The 21,005-nt window shown below is 73.7% G+C and carries 22 protein-coding genes; 7 read left to right on the forward strand and 15 right to left on the reverse strand.

Translation table 11 applies throughout. The features are described 5' to 3' along the window. Nucleotides 1-48: 48 nt before the first annotated feature. The 12 genes from MUB56_RS10730 to MUB56_RS10785 all read right to left on the reverse strand — a co-directional run bounded on the left by MUB56_RS10730 (nucleotide 49) and on the right by MUB56_RS10785 (nucleotide 12,994). Nucleotides 49-540: a nucleoside deaminase gene (locus MUB56_RS10730; protein WP_280637395.1), complete on the reverse strand. Its 492-nt coding sequence runs from the start codon at nucleotides 538-540 to the stop codon at nucleotides 49-51. Beyond that, nucleotides 537-3,221 carry a molybdopterin cofactor-binding domain-containing protein gene (locus MUB56_RS10735; protein ID WP_244931889.1) on the reverse strand — a complete coding sequence of 895 codons (2,685 nt, stop codon included), beginning with the start codon at nucleotides 3,219-3,221 and terminating at the stop codon, nucleotides 537-539. Before MUB56_RS10735 ends, MUB56_RS10730 begins: the two co-directional genes overlap by 4 nt. Continuing rightward, entirely contained in the window at nucleotides 3,218-3,982 is a 765-nt protein-coding gene (locus MUB56_RS10740) for an FAD binding domain-containing protein (protein ID WP_244931890.1), read from the reverse strand. The genes MUB56_RS10735 and MUB56_RS10740 overlap by 4 nt, the downstream gene beginning before the upstream one ends. Beyond that, nucleotides 3,982-4,794, reverse strand: coding sequence for a MurR/RpiR family transcriptional regulator (locus MUB56_RS10745; RefSeq protein WP_244931891.1), 813 nt, complete (start codon nucleotides 4,792-4,794; stop codon nucleotides 3,982-3,984). Before MUB56_RS10745 ends, MUB56_RS10740 begins: the two co-directional genes overlap by 1 nt. Beyond that, nucleotides 4,791-6,023: an allantoate amidohydrolase gene (locus tag MUB56_RS10750; RefSeq protein WP_244931892.1), complete on the reverse strand. Its 1,233-nt coding sequence runs from the start codon at nucleotides 6,021-6,023 to the stop codon at nucleotides 4,791-4,793. Before MUB56_RS10750 ends, MUB56_RS10745 begins: the two co-directional genes overlap by 4 nt. Further along, nucleotides 6,020-7,237 carry an alanine--glyoxylate aminotransferase family protein gene (locus MUB56_RS10755; protein WP_244931893.1) on the reverse strand — a complete coding sequence of 406 codons (1,218 nt, stop codon included), beginning with the start codon at nucleotides 7,235-7,237 and terminating at the stop codon, nucleotides 6,020-6,022. Before MUB56_RS10755 ends, MUB56_RS10750 begins: the two co-directional genes overlap by 4 nt. Then, nucleotides 7,234-8,568 carry an allantoinase AllB gene (gene allB, locus MUB56_RS10760; RefSeq protein WP_244931894.1) on the reverse strand — a complete coding sequence of 445 codons (1,335 nt, stop codon included), beginning with the start codon at nucleotides 8,566-8,568 and terminating at the stop codon, nucleotides 7,234-7,236. Before allB ends, MUB56_RS10755 begins: the two co-directional genes overlap by 4 nt. Beyond that, nucleotides 8,565-9,431 (reverse strand): factor-independent urate hydroxylase, encoded by an 867-nt coding sequence (gene pucL / locus MUB56_RS10765; protein WP_244931895.1) that lies wholly within the window; start codon nucleotides 9,429-9,431, stop codon nucleotides 8,565-8,567. Before pucL ends, allB begins: the two co-directional genes overlap by 4 nt. Before the next feature lie 4 nt (nucleotides 9,432-9,435). Beyond that, complete coding sequence (gene uraH / locus MUB56_RS10770; RefSeq protein ID WP_244931896.1) at nucleotides 9,436-9,756, reverse strand: hydroxyisourate hydrolase; 321 nt, start codon at nucleotides 9,754-9,756, stop codon at nucleotides 9,436-9,438. Continuing rightward, the gene (gene uraD / locus MUB56_RS10775; RefSeq protein WP_244931897.1) at nucleotides 9,753-10,253 is read right to left on the reverse strand and encodes a 2-oxo-4-hydroxy-4-carboxy-5-ureidoimidazoline decarboxylase; all 501 of its coding nucleotides are present in this window, start codon (nucleotides 10,251-10,253) and stop codon (nucleotides 9,753-9,755) included. Before uraD ends, uraH begins: the two co-directional genes overlap by 4 nt. Before the next feature lie 177 nt (nucleotides 10,254-10,430). Continuing rightward, nucleotides 10,431-11,924, reverse strand: coding sequence for an AtzH-like domain-containing protein (locus tag MUB56_RS10780; RefSeq protein WP_244931898.1), 1,494 nt, complete (start codon nucleotides 11,922-11,924; stop codon nucleotides 10,431-10,433). Beyond that, nucleotides 11,921-12,994, reverse strand: coding sequence for an acetamidase/formamidase family protein (locus MUB56_RS10785; protein ID WP_244931899.1), 1,074 nt, complete (start codon nucleotides 12,992-12,994; stop codon nucleotides 11,921-11,923). The genes MUB56_RS10780 and MUB56_RS10785 overlap by 4 nt, the downstream gene beginning before the upstream one ends. A 94-nt stretch (nucleotides 12,995-13,088) precedes the next feature. Between MUB56_RS10785 and MUB56_RS10790 the strand changes: the two genes are divergently transcribed. From MUB56_RS10790 to MUB56_RS10800, 3 genes are read left to right on the forward strand one after another with little or no spacing between them, the layout of a single operon-like run. Continuing rightward, nucleotides 13,089-13,589 (forward strand): SigE family RNA polymerase sigma factor, encoded by a 501-nt coding sequence (locus MUB56_RS10790; protein WP_244931900.1) that lies wholly within the window; start codon nucleotides 13,089-13,091, stop codon nucleotides 13,587-13,589. Next, nucleotides 13,582-14,829, forward strand: coding sequence for a hypothetical protein (locus MUB56_RS10795; protein WP_244931901.1), 1,248 nt, complete (start codon nucleotides 13,582-13,584; stop codon nucleotides 14,827-14,829). Before MUB56_RS10790 ends, MUB56_RS10795 begins: the two co-directional genes overlap by 8 nt. Before the next feature lie 9 nt (nucleotides 14,830-14,838). Next, on the forward strand, nucleotides 14,839-15,213 hold the full coding sequence (locus MUB56_RS10800; protein WP_244931902.1) for a VOC family protein: 375 nt from the start codon (nucleotides 14,839-14,841) through the stop codon (nucleotides 15,211-15,213). Between the two features lie 7 nt (nucleotides 15,214-15,220). Here MUB56_RS10800 and MUB56_RS10805 read toward each other — a convergent pair whose 3' ends face one another. Beyond that, on the reverse strand, nucleotides 15,221-15,598 hold the full coding sequence (locus MUB56_RS10805) for a DUF202 domain-containing protein (protein ID WP_244931903.1): 378 nt from the start codon (nucleotides 15,596-15,598) through the stop codon (nucleotides 15,221-15,223). A 51-nt stretch (nucleotides 15,599-15,649) separates the two neighbouring features. Here MUB56_RS10805 and MUB56_RS10810 point away from each other — a divergent pair, with 51 nt between their 5' ends. Continuing rightward, complete coding sequence (locus tag MUB56_RS10810) at nucleotides 15,650-16,462, forward strand: thioesterase family protein (protein ID WP_244931904.1); 813 nt, start codon at nucleotides 15,650-15,652, stop codon at nucleotides 16,460-16,462. Nucleotides 16,463-16,481: 19 nt separating this feature from the next. Here the strand turns inward: MUB56_RS10810 and MUB56_RS10815 are convergent, their stop codons facing one another. Both MUB56_RS10815 and MUB56_RS10820 read right to left on the reverse strand, forming a co-directional pair. Further along, complete coding sequence (locus tag MUB56_RS10815; RefSeq protein WP_244931905.1) at nucleotides 16,482-17,786, reverse strand: HNH endonuclease signature motif containing protein; 1,305 nt, start codon at nucleotides 17,784-17,786, stop codon at nucleotides 16,482-16,484. 264 nt (nucleotides 17,787-18,050) lie between these two features. Next, nucleotides 18,051-19,019, reverse strand: coding sequence for a hypothetical protein (locus MUB56_RS10820; RefSeq protein ID WP_244931906.1), 969 nt, complete (start codon nucleotides 19,017-19,019; stop codon nucleotides 18,051-18,053). Between the two features lie 23 nt (nucleotides 19,020-19,042). Between MUB56_RS10820 and MUB56_RS10825 the strand changes: the two genes are divergently transcribed. From MUB56_RS10825 to MUB56_RS10835, 3 genes are read left to right on the forward strand one after another with little or no spacing between them, the layout of a single operon-like run. Next, nucleotides 19,043-19,720 carry a (deoxy)nucleoside triphosphate pyrophosphohydrolase gene (locus MUB56_RS10825; protein ID WP_244931907.1) on the forward strand — a complete coding sequence of 226 codons (678 nt, stop codon included), beginning with the start codon at nucleotides 19,043-19,045 and terminating at the stop codon, nucleotides 19,718-19,720. A 10-nt stretch (nucleotides 19,721-19,730) separates the two neighbouring features. Then, the gene (gene mshB / locus MUB56_RS10830) at nucleotides 19,731-20,639 is read left to right on the forward strand and encodes an N-acetyl-1-D-myo-inositol-2-amino-2-deoxy-alpha-D-glucopyranoside deacetylase (protein ID WP_244931908.1); all 909 of its coding nucleotides are present in this window, start codon (nucleotides 19,731-19,733) and stop codon (nucleotides 20,637-20,639) included. Between the two features lie 2 nt (nucleotides 20,640-20,641). Next, nucleotides 20,642-20,995 carry a hypothetical protein gene (locus MUB56_RS10835; protein ID WP_244931909.1) on the forward strand — a complete coding sequence of 118 codons (354 nt, stop codon included), beginning with the start codon at nucleotides 20,642-20,644 and terminating at the stop codon, nucleotides 20,993-20,995. Nucleotides 20,996-21,005 lie beyond the last annotated feature (10 nt).

Consider the following 21,005-nt stretch of genomic DNA (forward strand, 5'->3'; position numbering starts at 1 on the left):
TCCCTGCGTCGCGCGTTTCACCCGCGTTAAAACGCGCGTTTCAGGCACTCAGTAGTCGGTGCGCGCGGAGTGCTCGAGCCACGCGGCGAAGGGGACGAAGGCCGCATCGTGACGCTGCCCGGCCACGGGCATCGCCCAGGTCGAGCGGTCCCGCTCGAACAGCTCGTAGAAGGCCCGGTCGTCGAAGCCGGCGCGGGCGGCGTCGTGCCGGTCGGCGGCGTACACGACCCGGTCCAGGCGGGCCCACAGCGACGCGGAGACGCAGAGCGGGCACGGTTCGCAGGACGTGTAGAGGATGCATCCGGCCAGGGAGAAGTCGCCGAGCGCCGTGCACGCGGCCCGGATGGCCTTAACCTCGGCGTGGGCGGTGGGGTCGAGCTCGCTGGTGACCCGGTTCCGACCGGTCGCGACCAGGACGCCCTCGCGGACGACGACCGCCCCGAACGGCCCACCGCCGTCGGCGACGTTCTGCACGGCGAGGTCGACGGCGCGCCCCAGCCAGTCGGCGTCGGCGGCCTCCGCGGAGCTGCTGCTGGTCATCGGGGCTCCTGGTCGGTCGGGACGGACGTGGAACGGGCGTTTCCGCCGGTGCTCAGCAGCCGCCAGACCCGGTCGCGGGTCATCGGCAGCTCGTGGGGGCGCACGCCGGTGGCGTCTCGGACGGCGTTGGCCAGCGCCGGCGCGACGGGGTTGTACGGCGCCTCGCTCATCGACTTCGCCCCGCGCGGACCCAGCTCGTCGTAGGTGTCCGCGAACAGCACGGTCGTCGGGGGCAGGTCGCCGAGCTGGGGCACCCGGTAGTTGCGGAAGGTCCGCGTGCTGACCTCACCGTCCACGAGCCGGATCTCCTCCTGCAGCGCGGTGCCGATCGCCTGCCCGACGCCACCCTCGACCTGGCCGCGCAGCTGCTCGGGGTTCAGCACCACCCCGGCGTCCGCAGCGTGCACCGAGGCCAGGATCCGGACCTCGCCGGTGGGCGGGTGCACGGCGACCCGGAAGCCGTGCACGTTGAACGCGACCGAGCGCGGTGAGCCGTGGTGCTCGCCGTGCGCGACCAGCGGCTCGGTGAGCGGGGCGCCCTCCCGGGCGGCGAGCAGCGACCGCAGCTCGCGCGCGGCCGCGGCGACCGCGCTGCCGGCGACGACGGTGCCGGTCGATCCGAAGGCGCCGGTGTCGTACGGCGTCGCGTCGGTGTCGGAGGAGCGCAGTCGTACCCGACCGACCGGGAGACCGAGCTCGTCGGCGACCAGCTGCACGTGCACGGTCGCCGACCCGTTGCCGAACTCCGCGGACCCGACGCCGATGGTGACCGTCCCGTCGAGCTCGGCGGTGACCGTGGCCGTGGCGTGGTGACCGCGGGGCGGGACGGTGGCGATCATCGCGGCCGCGAGCCCGCTGCCGACCTGCCAGTCCGGGCCGGGGGCGGGGGAGCGGTCGGCGGCGAGCACGGACTCGACCAGGTCGAGGCACTCGGGCAGGCCGTACGACGCCTCCGCCAGCAGCAGGTCGGTGTCGGCCGGACCGTTGACGACGAACTCGTCGCCAGGGCGGACGGCGTTGCGCCGCCGGAGCTCGGCGGGGGAGAGGTCGAGCTCGCGGGCCAGGTCGTCCAGCGCCGACTCGATCCCGAAGATCACCTGCCCCAGCCCGTAGCCGCGGAACGCGCCCGCGGGGACCGTGTGCGTGTAGACCGCCTCCGCGTCGACCCGCTTGTTGGCGCAGCGGTAGAGCGCGACCGACTCGTGGCACCCGTGGAAGAGCACGCCGGCCGCGTGGTTGCCGTAGGCGCCGGTGTCGCTGAGCACGTCGAGGCGGATCGCGGTCAGCACCCCGTCGGCGTCGGCGCCCAGCTCGACCTCGACCCGCATCGGGTGCCGGCTCGGCACCAGCGTGAACTGCTCCTCGCGGGTCAGCTCCAGCTGCACCGGACGCCGGATCCCGACGGACTCGAGCCGGAGCACGGCCAGTGCCACGACGTCCTCGACGATCAGCTCCTGCTTGCCCCCGAAGCCGCCGCCGACCCGGGCGGCCTGGACACGGACCCGCGCCGGATCGAGATCGAAGACGTGCGCCAGCTCGTCGCGGACCAGGAACGGCACCTGGGTGCTGGTCCGGATCACCAGCCGGCCGTCGTCGTCGACCCAGCCGCGCGCACCGTGCGTCTCGAGCGCGGCGTGGGTGACCCGCGAGGTGCGCCAGGTGCCGGACACCCGCGCGTGCGCCGCGCCCAGCCCAGCGGCCACGTCGCCGATCTCGCCGTGGGTCTGGGCCGCGACGTTGCGCATCGGCTCGGAGATCCGGCTGCGCAGCGTGGACTTCTCGCCGTGCACGAGCGGGGCGCCGGGAGCGCGCGCCGCCTCCGGGTCGAGCACGGCCGGCAGCACGTCGTACGAGACCTCGACGAGGCGCAGCGCCTCCTCGGCGACGGCGACCGACTCGGCCACGACCGCGGCGACCCGCTGGCCCTTGAACCGCACCACGTCGTCGAGGAGGCGGGTGTCGTCGGGGTCGTCGAGCCGGCTGTCGTGGCGGGCGGTGGAGTAGAGGACGTCGGGGGCGTCGCGGTGGGTCAGCACCAGGTGCACGCCGGGCAGCGCCTCGGCGGCAGTGGTGTCGATCGCGGTGATCCGGGCGTGCGAGTGCGGGCTGGCCAGCAGCTTCACGTGCAGCACGCCGGTGCTCGGGAGGTCGAGGGTGAACGGCTCGCGGCCGGTCACGATCCGCGGCCCGGCCGGCGCGCGGACGGAGTCGCCCACGGCGGCGGAGCCGTTCTCGGTGGTCGAGCCTGTCGAGACCCCCGCGAGCGCGTCCCGGATCGAGCGGTAGCCCGTGCACCGGCACAGGTTGCCCTTGAACACCCGGCCCGGGTCGTCGGTGTGCACGTGACCCTCGTCGTCGGCCAGGGCCGTGGCGGTGACGACGTACCCGGCGGTGCAGAAGCCGCACTGGAAGCCGCACGCCTCGACGAAGGAACGCTGCACGGGGGAGAGGTCGTCGGGGGTGCCGAGCCCGGCGGCGGTCGTCACGGACGCGTCGACGGCACGCACCGCCGGGTAGATGCACGAGTGCACCGGCTGCCCGTCGACGAGGACCGTGCAGGCGCCGCAGTCGCCGGCGTCGCAGCCCTTCTTCACCGCGAGCGCCCCCTGATCCCGCAGGAAGGTGCGCAGGCACTGGCCTGGCGCGGGCACGGCCTCGACGGGACGGTCGTCGATCCTCATGCGAGCAGCTCCTCGACGACCTCGTGGGCCAGCAGACCGGTGACGGCGGCGCGCCAGTCGGCGGCGCCGTGCGCGTCGTCGTACCAGCAGTCGACGGCCGCGAGCCCGGCGTCGAGGTCGTGCGCGTCGAGGACCACCGGGCGGGTGGTCGACGCGGTGACGGTGACGGTCCGCCCGCTGCCGACGACCATCGCGGCGGAGCGCCCCAGCGGCGTCAGGGAGGTACGACGGAGCGCGGCCCGCTCCGCCAGCGCGGCCGGCGGCACCTCGATCGCCCGCAGCACCTCACCGGGCGCCAACGACGTGGTGCCGACCCCGCGGACGAACGCGCTGACCGGCTCGCGCCGCTCGCCCCCGTCCGGGGTCCAGATCACCGCCTCGGCGCCGAGCCCGGCGGTCAGCGAGGTCATCGCGCCGGCCGGCAGGGCCAGGCACAGGTTGCCGCCGACGGTCGCGACCCGCTGCACCTTGAACGACATCAGCAGGCCGTCGGCCGCCTGGCGGGCGAGGCCGGCGAGCGGCCCCCACGGGGCGGCCTGGAGCTGCTCGACCGTGCAGGTGGCGGCGATCCGCAGGGTGCCGTCGGCGAGCAGCTCGAACGGCTCCCAGCCCAGCGTCGTCAGGTCGACCAGACCGGTGGTGCCGACCTGCGGCTCGGAGAAGAGCCAGGTGCCCCCGGCCACGACGACCTCGCCGCCGGCCAGCTCGAGGTCGGCGCGCGAGCGGGCCGGGCGGAAGGACCGGACGGTGCCGAGGTCCATCACTCCACCTCCCGCAGTCGCTCGTAGGTGCGGCTGATCCCCGAGACGCGCTCCTGGGCGGCGCGGCCCGAGCGCGACAGCACCCCGTCGGCGAGCGCGCCGACCAGGCTCATCGCGGCGGCGTAGCTGTCGAAGGCCAGCGCGCCCTGCACGGGGCACTCGAGCCAGACCGTGGCCTGGGCGGCGTGCGGCATGGCGGTGGGGTCGCCGAGGAGGACGACGGCCGCACCCGTGCCGGCCGCCTCGGCCAGGAAGGTGGGGAACCCGCTCGGGCGGCGCCGGAAGCCGATCACCACCACCACGTCCCCGGCGCCCAGGTCGGCCAGCTCCTCGCCGACGACCTGCCCCGGCAGCGGCGCCAGGCGTACGTCGCCGCGCGCGTGCGCGAGCTGCTGACGCAGGTGCAGCGCGACCGGGTGGCTGTTGCGCCAGCCCACCACGGTGACCCGTCGCGCGGTCGCCACCAGCTCGACGGCCTGCGCCAGCTGCGGCTGGTGGAGGGCGCGCAGGATCGCCTCGGCCTCCTGGGCGGCGTGCGCGGCCAGGTCGGGGGTGCCGTCGACGCGTCGCGGCTCGCCGGCGGTCCGCAGCGCCCGGAGGTGCTCGCGGACCTCGTCGAAGTCGGCGTACCCGAGGTGCCGGAAGAGTCGGCTCATGGTCGCCTTCGAGACCCCGGCCAGGTTTGCGAGCTCGGCGGCGCGGTACGTCGCGAGGTCGTCGAGGTGCTCGAGCAGGGTCGCGGCGGCCTTGCGTTCCTGCGGGGAGAGCGCGGCCCGGTGCTCGGCGATCCGCTCGTCGATGCGCAGGCTCATCGCGGCGCTCCCACCGTGGCCGCCACCTCGAGGACGGTCGCCTCGAAGGCGTCCAGCCCGCGGGCCACGTCGATCTCGCGGACCGCCTCGCCGGGGTGATGGCTGATCCCGTCGTAGCAGCGCACGAACAGCATCCCGACGTCGGCGATCGCCGCGATCGCCATCGCGTCGTGCCCGGCCCGGCTCCACAGCCCCATCGGGCTGGGGTCGCCGGTGCCGGCGATGCCGGCGACCACGGCCCGCTGCAGCCACGCCGCGCAGGGAGCGGCGGGCGCGACGTGGGTCTCGACGACGTCGAGCCGCAGCCCGCGGGCATCGCAGAGGTGCTGCAGCTCGGCGAGCATCGCCCCCCACATCGCGTCCCGCTCGACGTCGGTCGCCGCCCGCAGGTCGAGGGTGAGGTCGGCGCGGCCGGGGATCACGTTCACCGCGCCCGGCCTGACCTGGATCCGGCCGACGGTGGCGATGCACTCGCTCGCGCGGGCCATCCGCTCGATCGTGGTGATCGCCTCGGCGGCGCCGACGAGCGCGTCCTTGCGGCGGTGGTACGGCGTGCCGCCGGCGTGCCGGGCCTCGCCGATCACCGACAGCCGGAACCGGCGCGCGCCCGCGATGGTCGTGACGTAGCCCAGGCTCGCGTCCGCGGCCTCCAGGTAGGGCCCCTGCTCGATGTGCGCCTCCAGGTAGCCGACCAGCTCCTCGGGCCGACGCGCCGCGTCGCCGATGCGGCGCGGGTCCAGGCCGAACTCCTGGAACGCCTGGAGCAGGGACACGCCGTCCTTGTCCCGCAGCACCCACCAGTCCTCGTCCCAGGTGCCGGCGACGGCCTGGCTCCCGAGCAGCGCCTTGCCGAACCGGGTGCCCTCCTCGTCGCTGAAGCCGATCACCTCCAGCGCGAACGGCAGCTCGGTGCCGCGCAGCCGCTCGGCCACCGCGACGGCCATCACGACGCCGAGCATCCCGTCGTACGACCCGGCGTCCGGGACGGTGTCGAGGTGGGAGCCGAGCAGCAGCGCCGGGAGCCCGGGCTCGCGGCCCTCGCGCCGGCCGCAGATGTTGCCGGCGGCGTCGGTCCAGGTGCGCAGGCCCGCCTGCGCCATCCACTCGGCGGCGAGGGCGTTGGCACCGGCGTGCTCCGGAGAGAGGTGCACCCGCTCCAGGCCGGTGGTCATCGACGTGAACCGGTCCAGCGCCGTGCAGCGCTCCAGCACGATCGCGGCGGTGGTCACGAGGAGTACACCTCCCGGGCGGCGCCGACGCCGCCTCCGGCGGTGAGGGGTACGCCGGCCGCGCGCAGCACCTGCTCGAGAGCGGCGAGGGTCAGCAGCACGGCGTCCTTGCGGGCGTTGTAGCCCATCGTGCCGATCCGCCAGACCTTCCCGTGCAGGGGACCGAACGAGGTGCCGATCTCGATCCCGAAGTCCTCCAGCAGCGCCGACCGGGCGGCGTCCCCGCCCGAGCTGCCGAGGCCCGCGGGGATCTCGACCGCGACCACGTTGTGCATCTTGTGCGCGACGTCGCCGAAGACGGCCAGCCCCAGCCCGCGGACGCCCTCCAGCATCGCCCGGCCGTGCAGCGCGTGCCGGGCGACGGCGGCGTCGAGGCCCTCCTCGACGAGCAGCCGGGCGCACTCGCGGGCGCCGTACAGCATGGTCGTGGCCTCGGTGTGGTGGTTGAGCCGGCGCGGGCCCCAGTAGTCCATGACCTGCGCGAGGTCGAGGTAGTTGGAGGCGATCCGGACCCCGGCCCCGGTCTCCCCGGGCTCGGCGATCCCGGCCTCGACGTGCTTGCGGCCGTCGATGACCGCGACCGCCCGCTCGGAGATGGTGATCGGCGCGGAGCCGGAAGGTCCGCCGAGGCACTTCTGCAGCCCGGCGGTGACGACGTCCAGCCCCCAGGCGTCGGTCTCGAAGTCGTTGCCGCCGAGCGAGGCGGTGGCGTCGCAGTAGAGCAGCACGTCGTGGCGCCGGCAGATCTCGCCGAGGTCGGCGAGCGGCTGGCACATGGTGGTGGACGTGTCGCCCTGGACGACGGCGAGGACCTTCGGGCGGGTGGCGACGACGGCCTCCTCGATCGCCTCGGGCGCGAACACCTGGCCCCACGGCACCTCGATCGTGTGCACCTCGGCCCCGCAGCGTTCGGCGATCTCGACCAGCAGGTGGCCGAACCGGCCGAACACCGGCACCAGCACCCGGTCGCCGGGCTCGACGAGCGAGACCAGCGCGGCCTCGATGCCGGCCCGGGAGGTGCCGTCGACGAGGAGGGTCTGCTCGTTGGCGGTCCGGAAGACCTCGCGGTAGAGCCCCATCGTCTCGGTCATCGTGGCGGTCATCCAGGGGTCGTACTGGCCGACCAGCTGGGCCGACATCGCCCGCAGCACGCGGGGATCGGCGGTGATCGGGCCGGGGCCCATCAGCAGCCGGTGCGGGGGATGGACGCTCATTCGGCTCTCCTCAGCTGTCGGCCCCACGCGTGGTCGGGGCGCTCGACGTCGACCGCGTTGCCGCGCACGACCGTCCGGGTGACGCGGCCGCCGTACCGGAGCCCGTCGTACGCCGAGATCGGGTTGCGGTGGGCGAGCCGGGTCGCCTCGATGCGGAAGTCCACACCCGAGTCGTAGACGGCGAGGTCGGCGTCGGCGCCGACCTCGATCCGGCCCTTGGTCGACAGCCCGACCAGGTCGGCGGTGTTGTGCGACATCCAGCGGCTGACGCTGCTCAGCGCGATGTTGCGGCGGCGGGCCTCCTGGGCGACCGCGCTGAAGCCGACCTGCAGGCCGGACACGCCGCCCCAGGCCTGCTGCAGGTCACCGCCACCGCGGAACTTCTCCTCGGCGGTCGCGGGGGAGTGGTCGCTGACGATCGTGTCGATGACACCGGCGCGCAGCGCCTGCCAGAGCTCCTCGCGGTTGCCGGCGTCGCGGATCGGCGGGCAGCACTTGAACTGCGGCGCGGCGTCCGGGATGTCCTCGGCGGCGAAGCAGAGGTAGTGCGGGCAGGTCTCGACGCTCAGCCGCAGCCCCTCGGCCCTGGCGTCGGCGATCAGGTCGAGCGCCCGGGCGCTGGACAGGTGCAGCACGTGCACCCGTGCGCCGGTCTCGCGGGCGCCCTCGATCACCTGCCTGATCGCGGCCAGCTCGGCCTCGTCGGGGCGCGAGCGGACGAAGTCGGCGTACGCCCGGCTCGGCGGCGCGGGGGCGTCCTCGAGCACCCGGGCGTCCTCGGCGTGCACGATCATCAGCCCGTCGAAGCGGGCGATCTCGTCGAGCGCGTCGCGGAACTGGGCGGGGTCCAGGGGCGGGAACTCCTCGACCCCGCTGGGGGCCAGGAAGCACTTGAAGCCGAAGACGCCCGCCTCCCACAGCGGCAGCAGGTCGGCCCGGTTGCCGGGCACCGCGCCGCCCCAGAAGCCCACGTCGACCATCAGCTCGCCCAGGGCCGCCTGCTGCTTGACCCGTAGCCCCTCCAGCGTGGTGGTGGGCGGGATGGAGTTCAGCGGCATGTCGACCAGAGTGGTGGCGCCGCCGAGCGCCGCCGCCTCGGTCGCGGAGACGAAGCCCTCCCACTCCGTGCGGCCCGGCTCGTTGATGTGCACGTGGGTGTCGACGACGCCGGGGACGACGTACGCCGTGTCGGGCACCTGCAGCACCAGCCCGTCCACGTCGTGCTCGAACGGCTCCACCCCCGCGATCGTCTCGTGCCGGATGGTCACCGTGGCCGGCACGAACTCGTCGCCGACGAGCACCCGCTGCGCCCGGAGGGCGTCGATCCTCACGGGGAGTCCTCGCGCAGCACGGTGGCCTGGATCAGGCCGTAGGGGCGGTCGGCGGCGACGAACACCTCGCCCGGGTTGTCCAGGCCGAACGGCTCCAGGTCGACGAGGAAGTGGTGCTTGTTGGGGCACGACAGGCTGACCTCCGCGACCTCGTCGTACCGCTCCAGGACGGCCTTGCCCATCTCGAAGATGGTCTGCTGCAGGGCCAGCGAGTGCAGGTCGGCGAAGGTCTGGAGGAGTACGCCGCGGATGCCCGCGTACAGCGCGTCGAAGTCGTGGTCGGTCCCGGTGTAGCGCCAGGTCGCCGTGAGGCTGGTGGCGAGGATCCGGTCGGTGGTCTCGGCCAGGGTCGTGTAGCGGTCCCGGGGGAAGCCGTGGAACTCCGAGCCGGTGCTCTTCAGGATCGTGCAGTCGCGCAGCCCGCTCACGACCGAGGTCTCGTCGCCGTCCAGGGTCACCGTGCAGGTGCGAGTCTCGCGGCCGGAACGGACGAACGAGTGGTCGTGATCGTTGATCCGCTCCCAGGCGTACTGCTCGGCGGAGAACTCGCCGCCCGTCACCCACGGGAAGCTCCCGACGAAGTGGTCGCCCAGCGTCACCAGGAACCGCTCGGGGGAGTGGACGCCGTACTCCTTGGCGAACGCGTAGACGGTGTTCTTCTGGGTGTCGGTCGCGACGACCTGGCTGTTGTCGCCGGCGGTGTGGCAGGCCTCGAAGTCGCCGCGCAGCTGGGTGGTGACGTTGAGGTCCTCGATCACGTGGCGCTGCTCGTCGGTCGAGCCTGTCGAGACCCGCGTGACCTTCACGAGCCGGCACTCGGCCTTGCCGTACTGGTTCGGCCCCAGGACGATGCGTCCGCTCAACGGGTCAGCTCCCTCGGTAGGTGGTGTAGGAGTACGGGCTCAGCAGCAGCGCCACGTGGAAGTGCGGCTGCTCCTCGTCGACGGTGAAGGCGAGCTCGACGGTCGGGAAGAACGTGTCGCGCTCGGCGTCGTCGAACCACGGGCCGGTCTCGAAGACGAGGGCGTGCGGACCGCTGCCGACCTCGGCGTCGAAGCGGACGCGGCCGTCGCCGTCGGTGACCGCGGTCGCCAGTGTGGCGCCGTCGGGTCCGGTCAGGGCCAGGCTCAGCCCGGACGCCGGGCGGCCGAGCGCCGCGTCGAGGACGTGGGTGCTCAGGGTGCTCATGCGACCAGCGCCTCCAGTCGGAGGACGGCGATCTCCGCGAGCTGGCCGCGGGTCACCTCGCGCTCGGTGGCGTCGTCGTGGCCGAGCCGCTCCTCCAGGAGGGCGAGCATCTCCTCGGCGCTGCGCCCGGCCGCCCGGACCAGGTAGATCCGGTCGAACCGTTCCTCGTAGCGCCGGTTGCTCATCGCCAGTCGCTCCTGCACGTCCGCGTCGTCGGGATCGATGCCGGCCTGCTCCCCGCGCGCCATCGCGGCACTGGTCCCGCTGCCCCGGTGCCGCTCGCCGATCCGCGGGTGGTCGGCCAGCGCGGCGGCCACCTCCGCGTCGGTCCAGGTGCTCGCCTGCTTGGCCGCGGCCTCGTGCAGCGCCGCGGCGTCGCCGTACGGCCGGCCGGCGACGAGTGCCTCGACCCACGACTCGATCGCCACGCACGGCCGCAGCACCTCGGCCGCAGCCTCCGCACCCAGCTCGTCGAACTCCTCGATCTGCACTCGCACTCCCTCCACCACTCCGCTCCGCCCGCTGAAACTAGGACCCGGATGTGACGCGAACCCGAAACATCCGTTTCACAGGCGTTACGTTCCGCCAGACCCTGCGCCATGTCCAGCAAAACCAACCGCCGAGTCAGCAGTAATGGCGGGCCGAGTCAGCACCAGTAGTGCTGACTCGGCGGGTCAGGTGGCGAGCTCGAGGAGGTCCTGGTCGCGGCCGGGCGCGGCGAGCAGGCTCACGCCGCAGGGCAGGCCGCTGGTGGCGGTGAGCGGGATGCTGACGGCGGGCAGACCGCCCAGCCCGGCGAGGCAGGTCAGGGTCATGGTCGCGGTGCGCACCGGCCCGAGGTCGGCGCCGAGCCGCGGTGCGACCGACGACGCCGAGGGCAGCACCAGTACGTCGTCGCCGACCAGCTCGCGGATCCGGTCGCGGGCGGCGACCACCGTCGCGCGGGCCGCGGCGGCCTGCTCGTCGCCGATGGTCGCGGCGTTCTCGAACCGACCGCGGACGTCGGGTCCGAGCGTGTCCAGGCGACCGGTCAGCCACTCGCCGCGGACCTGCCACGCCTCCCAGGCCTGCCACGTCTGGAACGCCGCCAGCCAGGTGGGCAGCTCACCGAGCGGCCAGTCCGGTCCTGGCTCCACGGGCAGGGTCCGCACCGCCGCCGCCACGTCGGGATCGGCGAGCGCGGTCAGCGCGGGCACGCCGACCAGCCGGCGGCCGGCGGTCGTCGTACCGCCCGGGGGCAGCAGCACCTCGCCGACCCGCCGCAGCAGCTCGGCCGAGCGGGTCAGCCACCCGACGGCGTCGAAGGTGGGGGCGAGGGCGAGCAGGCCGGAGGTGTCGACCAGGTCGTGCGTGGTGCGGATCCCGTAGAGGCCCTGGTACGCCGCCGGCACCCGGATCGAGCCGCCGGTGTCGGTGCCGAGCCCGATCGTGGCCTGGCCGAGCGAGACCGCACTGGCCGAGCCGGAGGTCGACCCACCGCTCATCCGGTACGGCGCCCGCGGGTTGGGCGGCGCGCCCGAGCGCGCGTTGGTGCCGGCCAGGGAGTAGGCGAACTCGTCGGTGCGGGCGATCCCGCGGACGTCGGCGCCGGCGTCGAGCAGCCGGTCGACGACCGCCGCGGACTCGGTCTCGACGGGCGCTGCGGCCAGCCAGGCGGGGTTGCCCGCGCCGACGCGGTGGCCGGCGACGGCGTACAGGTCCTTCACGGCGACGCTCTCGCCGTCGAGGACCCCGCAGCCCGTGGCGGGCACGAGGGGGTCGCCGACGACCCGCCAGATCCGGGTGTCGAGCGCGGGCGCCGGGACCGAGACGTGCGCGGCGGTGACCGCCCAGCCGTCGGCGAGCCGGGCCCAGAGCTGGGTCTGCTGGCCGCGGCCGCCGCGCTCGAGCTCGGTGACCGCGACGACGAGCGCGTGGTCGTCGTCGATGGTCTGCACGTGGGTCTGCACGATCCGGCGCGGGGGAGCGCCGCCGCGCCCGCCGCGGAACGCGCTGATCATGTCGTGGCCGACCAGCAGGCCGTTCGCGTCGCCGCGCAGCGTCGTGGGACCGGGTGCGAAGAGCCGGTCCAGCGCGGCCAGGTCGTTGCTCATCAGGGCCTGCTCGTAGGCCCGGAACGCCTCGACCAGGCCGGCCGGTACCGGCAAAGGTGAGCCGGTCGCGGTCACGTGAAGTCCGCCTTCCGGATCCGCGCGTGCACGCCCTTCACCACGTCCACGACCTGCGAGATGTCGAAGTCGGTGGCGGCGGAGAGGTAGGCGTAGGCCAGCCGGGGGTCCATGCCGTAGCGGGCGCCGAGCAGCGCGATCGCGGCGCGGACGCAGTTCTGGACGGCGACGTCGAGGTCCTCGTCCATCCCGGTCGGGACCAGGTGCTCCGAGGTCTCGGCGAGCGGGCCCGCGAGGTCGCCGAAGCGTCGTACGGCGTCCTCGTGCGGGACCACGTCGAAGCGCACCGTCGCCCGCAGCGAGGCCTCCATCGCGGTCAGCGACACCTCGCCGTCGCCCTGGGCGAAGTGCGGGTCGCCGACGTACGCGAGCGCGCCGGCGACCTGCACCGGCAGGTAGAGCGTCGCGCCGACGGTCAGCAGGTTGAGATCGACGTTGCCGCCGTGCGGGCCGGGCGGCACCGAGTGCGGCCGCTCGTCGGCGTCGACGGCGACGCCCATGATCCCGAGGAACGGCCGGAGCGGGAACCGCACGCGCCGCTCGCCGCCCTCGACCAGTGGCAGCAGGCCGTGGGCGCCGTCCCCGCTGACGGTCGCGAAGGCGCTGTAGAGGTCGCCCTCGAGCGGGTACTCGCCGGCCAGCGCGCCCTTCGCGTGCCGGTTCGAGATCACGCCGTACGGCACCCGCGGCAGCGTCTCGACCACGGTCATCGCCAGCAGGTCGCCCTTCTCGGCACCGATCACCCGCACCGGTCGGCTGACGACGTGCGGCCCGTCGACGCCGAAGGTCCGCTCGTACGGCGACGCCGCCAGCGCGATCGCGTCCGCCAGCACCACCTCCGCGCCGTGCCCTGCGAAGAACTTCTCCGGGTCGCGGCCCTGGTCCTCCAGGATGCCCTCGTGGCTGATCGTGTCGAAGGTGACCTCGGTGCCGGGCTCGACGCTCAGCGCCGGAGCATCGGCGCGGCTCGGCAGCCGGCCCCACAGCACGGTCTCCGGCGTCGCCCGGAGGTACGTCGCCGCCCGCACGGGTCCGCTGCCCGGCTGCAGCGCCTGGAACGTCGTACTCATGGGCCGGACCGTACGCAACGTTCGTTTCGAGAATGTTCCGTCGTCCGGGGAACCCGCCGGCCGCTCGCTGCGTCGGGAGGGTGTGGGTGAGCGGGTGAGAGAGGCCGAGTTCGCGGAGTACGCCGCCGCGCGCTGGCCCCGGCTGGTGCGAGCAGCGGTGCTGCTGGGCTGCGACCCGCACGAGGCCGAGGACGTCGCGCAGTCCGCGCTGGTGCGGTGCCTCGTGCACTGGTCGCGGGTGCGGACCGCCGAGGACCGCGACGGCTATGTGCACCGGGTGCTGGTCAACACCCTCGCCGACACCCACCGGCGGCGGTCGCGATCCGAGCTGCCGACGGACCGGTTCCCCGAGCGGGTGCAGCCCGACGGCACGGGCGCCGTCGACGACCGCGACGCGCTCGCCCGGTCGCTGTCACGGATCACCGCGGAGCAGCGCGAGGCCGTCGTACTCCGCTACTACCTGCACCTGGACGAGCGGCAGATGGCGCGCGTCCTCGACGTCGCGCCCGGCACCGTGAAGAGCCGGCTGTCCCGGGCCCTGGCGGCACTCGCCGCCGACCCGGCCCTGGCCGAGCGAGGAGGCACCGATGACTGATCTCGAGAGCCGGATCGTCCGTGAGCTGGAGGCGCGCGCCGACTCCGTGTCCGTGGGTCCGGCCCCGGTCGCCGACATGGTGCGCAGCGCCGGCGTACGACGACGGCGGCCGCTCGTCGTGCTCGCAGCGGCAGCGGCCGTCGCGGTCGTGGTGGCTGGCGTCGCGGTCGTCGCGCCGTCGTCGGCCCCGGACACCGCGCCCCCGGTCGCGCCCACGCCGGCTGAGACCCGGTACGTCGGGTACGGGCGGGTGCAGATCGCGGTCCCGGCGGGCTGGGCGGAGGATCGCCCGTGCGGCCCGCCGCTGGAGGACGTCGTGTACGTCGGTCGCCCGAATCCCCAGCTCGACTGCTTCGGTCCGCGGCCGGCCGGCGTCGACAGCGTCCAGGTGCTGACCGACCTGGGCCGCGCCTGGCCCGGCCACGTGCCGGCGGCGCCGCGCCAGGAGCTGGTGATCGACGGGGTGCCGGCCTGGCGCACACCTTTCGTGACGCTCGCCTCCGGCGATGTTCCGGTCTACGGGGTCCTGGTCGGCTTCCCGGACGACGGCGTGCAGTTGGTCCTCGAGTCGTCGACCGGGATCCCGACACTCGAGAAGCTGCTCGCGGGCATCCGGGTGCTCTCCGATCGGCCGCCGACCAAGCGGGTCGGGATCGGGCACGTCTCGGTCGAGGTGCCGATGTCGTGGGCGCGCAACGTGACGAGATGCGGCATCCCACGCGAAGACACCGTGATCGACCGGACCGCTCACCGTGCCTGCCAGGTGCCGCGGCGCCCGGGGGTCGAGAGCGTCCTGCCGTCGAACGTGGACCCGCGCACGATCTCGAGCGTCCGCTACGACCTGCACGAGGTGGAGGTCGACGGCGTGCCGGTGCTTCGCTCGGCACCGGTGTGCGACGAGGGGGAGCCGGAGGTGTGCCGGGCTGCGGTCTGGGTCCCCTCCGAGCGGGCCGGGATCCTGGTCGACTCCTCGACCGACGCCGCGACCGTCGACCGGCTGCTCGACACCCTGAGCATCGACCCCACGCAGGTGGCGGTGCCTCCGCCGTACCGCCTCGGCGATGGTGTGTCGTTAGCCCTGGCTCCCTACCTCCAGCGCCTGCAGGAGGTAGGGCTCGCCGTGGGGGTCGCCGCGGACGGATCGGGCGGTCAGAAGGTGCTCGCGGTGACCCCGGAGGTCGGGACGATGGTGCCCGTCGGCAGCGCTGTGCGGGTCGAGATGGGGCGCGGAACGTCGTAGCGTCGGTCCATGCACCGATCGCGCATCGGCCTCGTGCTCGTCGACCACCCGGCGTCGGACTGGGAGGCGGGTCTGGCGTTCTGGGCCGGAGTCCAGGGCGTGCCGCCGACGGGAGACGATGACGCGTTCCGCTCGCTCGGCTCGATCGCCGGGGTCGCGCTCGAGTCGCAGCGCATCGGCGAGGGGACCCCGGCGCGCGTCCACCTCGACATCGAGACCGACGACGTGCCGGCCGAGGTCGAGCGGGTGGTCGGCCTCGGGGCGACGGTCATGACGCCGCACGACGGCTGGGCCGTCCTGCTGGACCCGGGTGGGCTGGTGTTCTGCGTGGTGCCGGTGCAGACGGGCGAGGAGTTCGAGAAGCACGCCCTGGTCTGGGACTGACGGCCTCCTACAGGGCCACGGTCACCGCGAGCAGGAGGGACAGCACCACGAGCGCCACGGTCATCACCAGCCCGAGGCTGAAGGCCGGCAGCGGGGAGCGGGTGCGCATCGCGCGCTCGACCCGGGCCCAGCGGACCCACGCCAGCGTGGCGGTCAGGCCGCCGAACAGCAGCAGTGCCACCACCAGGACCAGCCGCAGGCCGTCCTGCTCGGGCACCTGCAGCGACTCGAGAGCCACCGCGCCGGCCAGCACGCCGAGGCAGGTGCGGACCCAGGCGAGGAAGGTGCGCTCGTTGGCCAGGGTGTAGCGCGGGTCGGGCTCGTCGCCCGCGTCGTACACCCACGACGGGTGCCGCCGGTGGCCGTCTCCGTCGCGGGGGTCCATGGGGGCATCCTGCCGGAGAGCGCCCGGTTATCGTTCGATACCTTGCCTCGCATGGACGCGCCCTCCGAGTTCGACCGCCAGATCGCGCTCACTCCCGAGGGTCGGGGACGGTACGCCGCCGACCTCGACGCGGGCTGGTCGGTGGGCGGCGGGCTCAACGGCGGCTACCTGCTCGCTCTGGTCGGGAACGCGATCCGGAACTCCCTCCCGGGCAAGCCGGACCCACTCGCGGTCAGCGCCTACTACCTGTCGGCCGCTCGTCCCGGGCGGGCGACGGTCACGGTCGACGTACGTCGCGACGGCGGCCGGGTCGCGACAGCCTCGGCCGACCTGGTCCAGGGCGACCAGGCCCGGATCACGGTGCTGGCGACGTACGGCGATCTCGACGGCCTGGGCGACGACGTCCGCACCACCGCTCCCGAGCTCGACCTGCCGCCGGTCGAGGAGTGCCCCCGCGGCAGCGACGCCCCGCCGGCGGTGCTGGAGATGGCGCCGATCATGGGCCGCTTCGACATGCGCTTCCACCCCGATGACATCGGCTGGGTGGTCGGCAAGCCGAGCGGTGACGGGGTGATGCGCGCGTGGTTCCGGCTCGCTGACGGCCGTGAGCCGGACCCGATCTCGCTCCTGATGGTCCTCGACGCGCTCCCGCCGGTCACGTTCAACCTCGGCATGCCCGGCTGGGCGCCGACGCTGGAGCTCAGCGCCCACGTGCGGGCCAAGCCGGCGCCCGGCTGGCTGAAGGTGCGTCACGAGACCCGCAACCTGGCCGGCGGGATGTTCGAGGAGGACTGCGAGGTCTGGGACTCCACCGGCCGGCTGGTCGCCCAGTCGCGGCAGCTCGCGATGCAGCCGCGCCTGTAGCCCTGACGGGCCGAGGCGGTCAGGGCTGCAGGGTGTCGAGCGGGATGGTGCCGGCGTGGTCGCGTTTCATCAGCAGACCGTTGGGGCTTCGCCAGACGAAGGTGGTGTCGTCGAGCTTGTCGTAACGCCACCGCGTGTGGGTCTTCGCCCGATGGTGCCGGCGGCAGAGCGGGGCGATGTTGCAGTCACAGGTCGGTCCGCCGCGGGCGGCGGGGTCGATGTGGTCGCAGTCGCAGCGTCGGGCAGGTTTGCGGCACCACGGGAACACACACGCGTGCTGCAAGAGCACCTGGCGTTCGCGGAGCCGATCCGGAGTCTCGTAGGCGTCGACGTGGACGTGGCCGTCGAGGTCGATGACCGGCTTGATCACGACCTGGGTGTCGGGGTTCGCGCACCAGCTGCGGACCTGGTCGGCGGAGACGAAGGAGCGGGTCTCCTCGACCCGGGCCAACTGCAGGTCGTCGCTCCCGGTGGTGGCGCCGAGGGCGGCGTCGGAGAGGTGCACGTGCAGCACCACCTGTCGCGGCCGCTTCCGCTGCAGGCCCTCGGGCTCCCCGGCGTTCAACTCCAGCGACAGCTGGCGCCGGGCCAGGTCACCCACGGCGATCGAGCGGCGGATGTCGACCGGCACGTCGAGTCCCAGGGCGCCGAGTTCGCGGGCGCGGCGGGCGACGGCGTCCTCGAGGTCGAGGGCGTCGGCCAGGTCCAGGGTGCCGTGGACGTCGACGGTGCCGTCGAAGGAGACCTGCTGGGAGTCGATGTCGAAGTGTCGCTTCTCGAACGCCGCCTCCCGCCGGGCCCGAGCTTCGGCGGGGTCGTACGTCACCCGGGCTTCCTCGACCGTCCGGTCGAGCTGGGCGATCGAGACCTTGTGGGCCACCACATGCAGGTGCGCGTCCACGTAGGCCGCACCCTCCATCGGCAGGTCACTGGTGGCTTTGGCGATCCGCCGGGCCTTCCACACCGGCAGGTCCAGGGCCTGGACCCGGCCGTAGAGGTTCGGGAGCCGGTGCGCCAGCTCGACCGCATCCCCGAGGTAGATCCGACCGGCATCGGTCGAGAGACCGAGGGCGGCGGCGAACTCCAACACGCTGAACTCCGAGACCAACGGCGCACCGGGACCGGCGATGGACATCTCCTCCTCGTGCCCGGGCATCCAGATCGCCGCGGCCTCGTGCAGGGCTTCGGTGGAGTGCATCCCCGCCCACGCCACCGCCGAGGCCAACAGATTCGCAGCGGCCCGGGCCTCCGTCAGCCGCTCAGCGCGCACGAACGCAAGCAACGCAGCTGCGTCGTCGCAGTCGTGAACCTCACCGTTGGCCATACCAGTATTGTAGTGAAACCCACCGACAGACGACGGCGTTCATCCACAGCGGTGACCACGACGGTCGACCCGAAGCAGCCGTGAGCCGACCAGCAGCCGCGACCAGGTACGACGAGTGCCGCGGACGATGAGCCCCTTATTTCATTGAAAGTCTTCGAACCAGCCTGGTGCCGGACGGGGACCGCAACCCGCCGCCATGCGGAAGCTCACCGGATCTCGACAACGTCAGGCGCAGGGCGCCTTCCTGCTCGATCACCGAATCGCTCAGCCGTCGAAGTACCGCCTCGGCATAGCGAAGATCCAGCGCCTGCGGGGGTGCTCGGAGACGGACCAGAGCAGGTCGTCGGTGGGGGACCAGGTGAGGTCCTCGGGGCCCATCGGGGCGGCCCAGCGGTGCCGGCGGAGTGCGCCGGGCGGGCCGGCGTAGACCGAGCCCGGCATCCAGGGGCCGTGCGAGCGGGTGAGGTAGTGCCGGCCGCGGACGACGGCGACGCCCTGGGTGCGGACGACGGCGCCGTCGTCGAGCAGGACCGGGTACGACGCGCCGGCCTCGTCCGTGGCGAGCAGCGAGGTGGCGGGGTCCAGGGGGTAGCGGGCGATCCGTCGGGTCTGGCTGCCGTTGCCGTACTCCCCGACGACGAGGGCCGGGCCGTCGGGACCGTCGGTGTCGAGGGAGCAGAAGGAGTAGCGCAGCTTCTCCACCCCGGACGCCGTCTGCGCGCGGTAGCTGGACCGGACCGGAAGCACGTACTCGTGTCCGTGCACGCCGCCCGGCACCCGAGCGAGGTCGTCGAGCCGGCACAGGTGCAGCCCGCGACCGGTGGCGGCGACGTGCAGATAGGGGCCGTGCCAGGCCAGTCCGCCGGCGTGCACGTGCACCGGCTCCAGTGACGGGGTCACCAGCAGCACGTGCCGGTAGCGGCGGCGGTCGAGGTCGAGGAAGGTGATCCGCGCCCCGTGGTCGCCCTTGGAGTACCAGCTGACGACCAGGATCCGCCGACCCGGCAGTACCCCCGCCTCGGCGGAGGAGGTGATGCCCTGCGGCCACCAGTGCGGGTCGCGCCGGTCCGCCGCGTCCCAGGTCAGCGCACGTCGTACGGCGAGGCCTGGAGCGAGCGTGCGCCGGGCCCGCCGATCGAGCGACGCCAGGACCCCGGAGAGTCCGACCCGGTCGCCGACCGGCGTGAGGTCCTCTTCCGTCCGGACCAGGTGCACTCCCGGGATCGCGTCCATGCGGGCAACGTAGCCTCACGCCCGTGAAGCAGGTCGTCGGTGCCGCGGTCGTGCGCGGGGGCAAGGTACTCGCGACCCGTCGTTCGGCGCCGCCCGAGCTCGCGGGCCGCTGGGAGTTCCCGGAGGGCAAGGTCGAGGCGGGGGAGCAGCCCGCGGACGCACTCGAGCGCGAGATCGCGGAGGAGCTGCGCTGTGACATCGAGGTGACCGCCTGGCTCCAGGGCGCGAGCCCGATCGGCGACACCCACGTGCTCCGGGTCGCGACGGCGCGGCTGACTCGCGGCGAGCCCGACCCGGTCGAGCACGACGAGCTCCGCTGGCTCGGTCCCGACGACCTCGGCGACGTCGACTGGCTGGAGCCGGACCGCCCGTTCCTCCCCGAGCTGGAGCACGTCCTGCGCCAGGCGCCGGCCACCGGTCTGCGCGCGATCCTCTTCGACGAGAACGACGCCGCGGCGGTGACGGCGCGCCTGCGCTCGGAGGGGTACGACGCCTGGGTGACCCGCGAGCGGCTCGCGGGTGAGGACGACGACGAGGATCACCCGTGGGCGGTGCTCTCGGACGCGCCTGAGCTGCTGCTGGAGCTGCTGGTCGACGAGTACGACGGCTGGCTGGACCGGGAACAGTCCGCGCCCGAGAACGGTTGGCAACCACCGAGCCCGCTCGAGCTCCCGACGCAGCCGCGCCGGATCAAGGATTGAGGATCGATACATGACCGTCGACCAGCGACTGCTCCTCGTGCACGCCCACCCCGACGACGAATCGATCGGTCAGGGCGCCACGATGGCCAAGTACGCCGCCGAGGGCCGCGGCGTCACCCTCGTGACCTGCACGGCGGGTGAGATGGGCGAGATCCTGGTCCCCGACCTGGAGCACCTGGCCGCGGAGCGCGAGGACGGCCTCGGCGAGCACCGCCGCGTCGAGCTGGAGGCGGCGATGAAGGCGCTCGGCGTCACCGACCACCGGTTCCTCGGCGGCTTCGGCACCTATCGCGACTCCGGGATGAAGTGGCACGAGGACGGCCACGCGGTCGCCGCCGACGAGACCGACCCCCGCGCCTTCGCCAACGCCGACCTCACCGAGGCGGCCGACCACCTGGTCGCGATCATCCGCGAGGTCCGGCCGCAGGTGCTGGTCACCTACGACCAATTCGGCGGCTACGGCCACCCCGACCACATCCAGGCCCACCGGGTCGCGACGTACGCCGCCTCGCTGGCCGCGGTCCCGTCGTACCGCCTCGACCTGGGCGCGGCCTGGGACGTCGCGAAGATCTACTGGGGCGCGATGTCGGAGAGCCGGATGCGCGCGAGCCTGCGCGCGCTGCGCGAGGCGGGCGACACGACGTCCTTCGAGGGCATGGACCCCGACGGCCCGCTGCCGCACTTCGTCACCCCCGACGAGCACCTCGCCGCGGGCGTGGACGCGACCGAGCACGTCGACGCCAAGATGGCGGCCCTGGCGGCGCACGCCACCCAGATCACCATGGACGGCCCGTTCTTCGCGCTGAGCAACAACGTGGGGGCGACCGCCTGGGGCGTGGAGTTCTACCGGCTCGCCAAGGGCGAGGTCGGCGAGGTCGGCGAGGACGGTCTCGAGGCCGACCTGTTCGCCGGTCTGTAACGGTGTCGACCCTCACCCGGTTGGCGGTGCTGCCCGGATGCCTCGCGCTCGGCGTCGTCACCGCCGTCGGGTCGGTGGCGCTGCACCAGCTGTGGTGGGGACTCGTCCTGGCGGTCGCGGCGCCGGCGGCGACGCTGATGGCCCTCCCGCCGGGCTGGTGGGTGCGGCTGCCGTTCGCCCTCGGGTGGGTCGCGACGGTGGGCTACCTCACCGTCCCGCGCCCGGAGGGGGACTACGTGATCGCGGACGGGGCCGCCGGCTACGTCCTCCTGGCCGCGGCGATGGCCTTCCTGGTGTCCGGACTGGTCACCCTCCCTCGGCGGGGGGCGCCGGGCCCGGTTCCCGCCGGAACCTAGGATGACCCGC

Source organism: Nocardioides sp. W7, assembly GCF_022919075.1.
Classification (GTDB): domain Bacteria; phylum Actinomycetota; class Actinomycetes; order Propionibacteriales; family Nocardioidaceae; genus Nocardioides.

Excerpts from the sequence above, each read along its gene's own strand:
- MUB56_RS10730 (WP_280637395.1), bottom strand. The coding sequence starts at position 540 with ATGACCAGCAGCAGCTCCGCGGAGGCCGCCGACGCCGACTGGCTGGGG.
- MUB56_RS10735 (WP_244931889.1), bottom strand. The coding sequence starts at position 3,221 with ATGAGGATCGACGACCGTCCCGTCGAGGCCGTGCCCGCGCCAGGCCAG.
- MUB56_RS10740 (WP_244931890.1), bottom strand. The coding sequence starts at position 3,982 with ATGGACCTCGGCACCGTCCGGTCCTTCCGCCCGGCCCGCTCGCGCGCC.
- MUB56_RS10745 (WP_244931891.1), bottom strand. The coding sequence starts at position 4,794 with ATGAGCCTGCGCATCGACGAGCGGATCGCCGAGCACCGGGCCGCGCTC.
- MUB56_RS10755 (WP_244931893.1), bottom strand. The coding sequence starts at position 7,237 with ATGAGCGTCCATCCCCCGCACCGGCTGCTGATGGGCCCCGGCCCGATC.
- uraH (WP_244931896.1), bottom strand. The coding sequence starts at position 9,756 with ATGAGCACCCTGAGCACCCACGTCCTCGACGCGGCGCTCGGCCGCCCG.
- MUB56_RS10785 (WP_244931899.1), bottom strand. The coding sequence starts at position 12,994 with ATGAGTACGACGTTCCAGGCGCTGCAGCCGGGCAGCGGACCCGTGCGG.
- MUB56_RS10795 (WP_244931901.1), top strand. The coding sequence starts at position 13,582 with ATGACTGATCTCGAGAGCCGGATCGTCCGTGAGCTGGAGGCGCGCGCC.
- MUB56_RS10800 (WP_244931902.1), top strand. The coding sequence starts at position 14,839 with ATGCACCGATCGCGCATCGGCCTCGTGCTCGTCGACCACCCGGCGTCG.
- MUB56_RS10805 (WP_244931903.1), bottom strand. The coding sequence starts at position 15,598 with ATGGACCCCCGCGACGGAGACGGCCACCGGCGGCACCCGTCGTGGGTG.
- MUB56_RS10810 (WP_244931904.1), top strand. The coding sequence starts at position 15,650 with ATGGACGCGCCCTCCGAGTTCGACCGCCAGATCGCGCTCACTCCCGAG.
- MUB56_RS10815 (WP_244931905.1), bottom strand. The coding sequence starts at position 17,786 with ATGGCCAACGGTGAGGTTCACGACTGCGACGACGCAGCTGCGTTGCTT.
- MUB56_RS10820 (WP_244931906.1), bottom strand. The coding sequence starts at position 19,019 with ATGGACGCGATCCCGGGAGTGCACCTGGTCCGGACGGAAGAGGACCTC.
- mshB (WP_244931908.1), top strand. The coding sequence starts at position 19,731 with ATGACCGTCGACCAGCGACTGCTCCTCGTGCACGCCCACCCCGACGAC.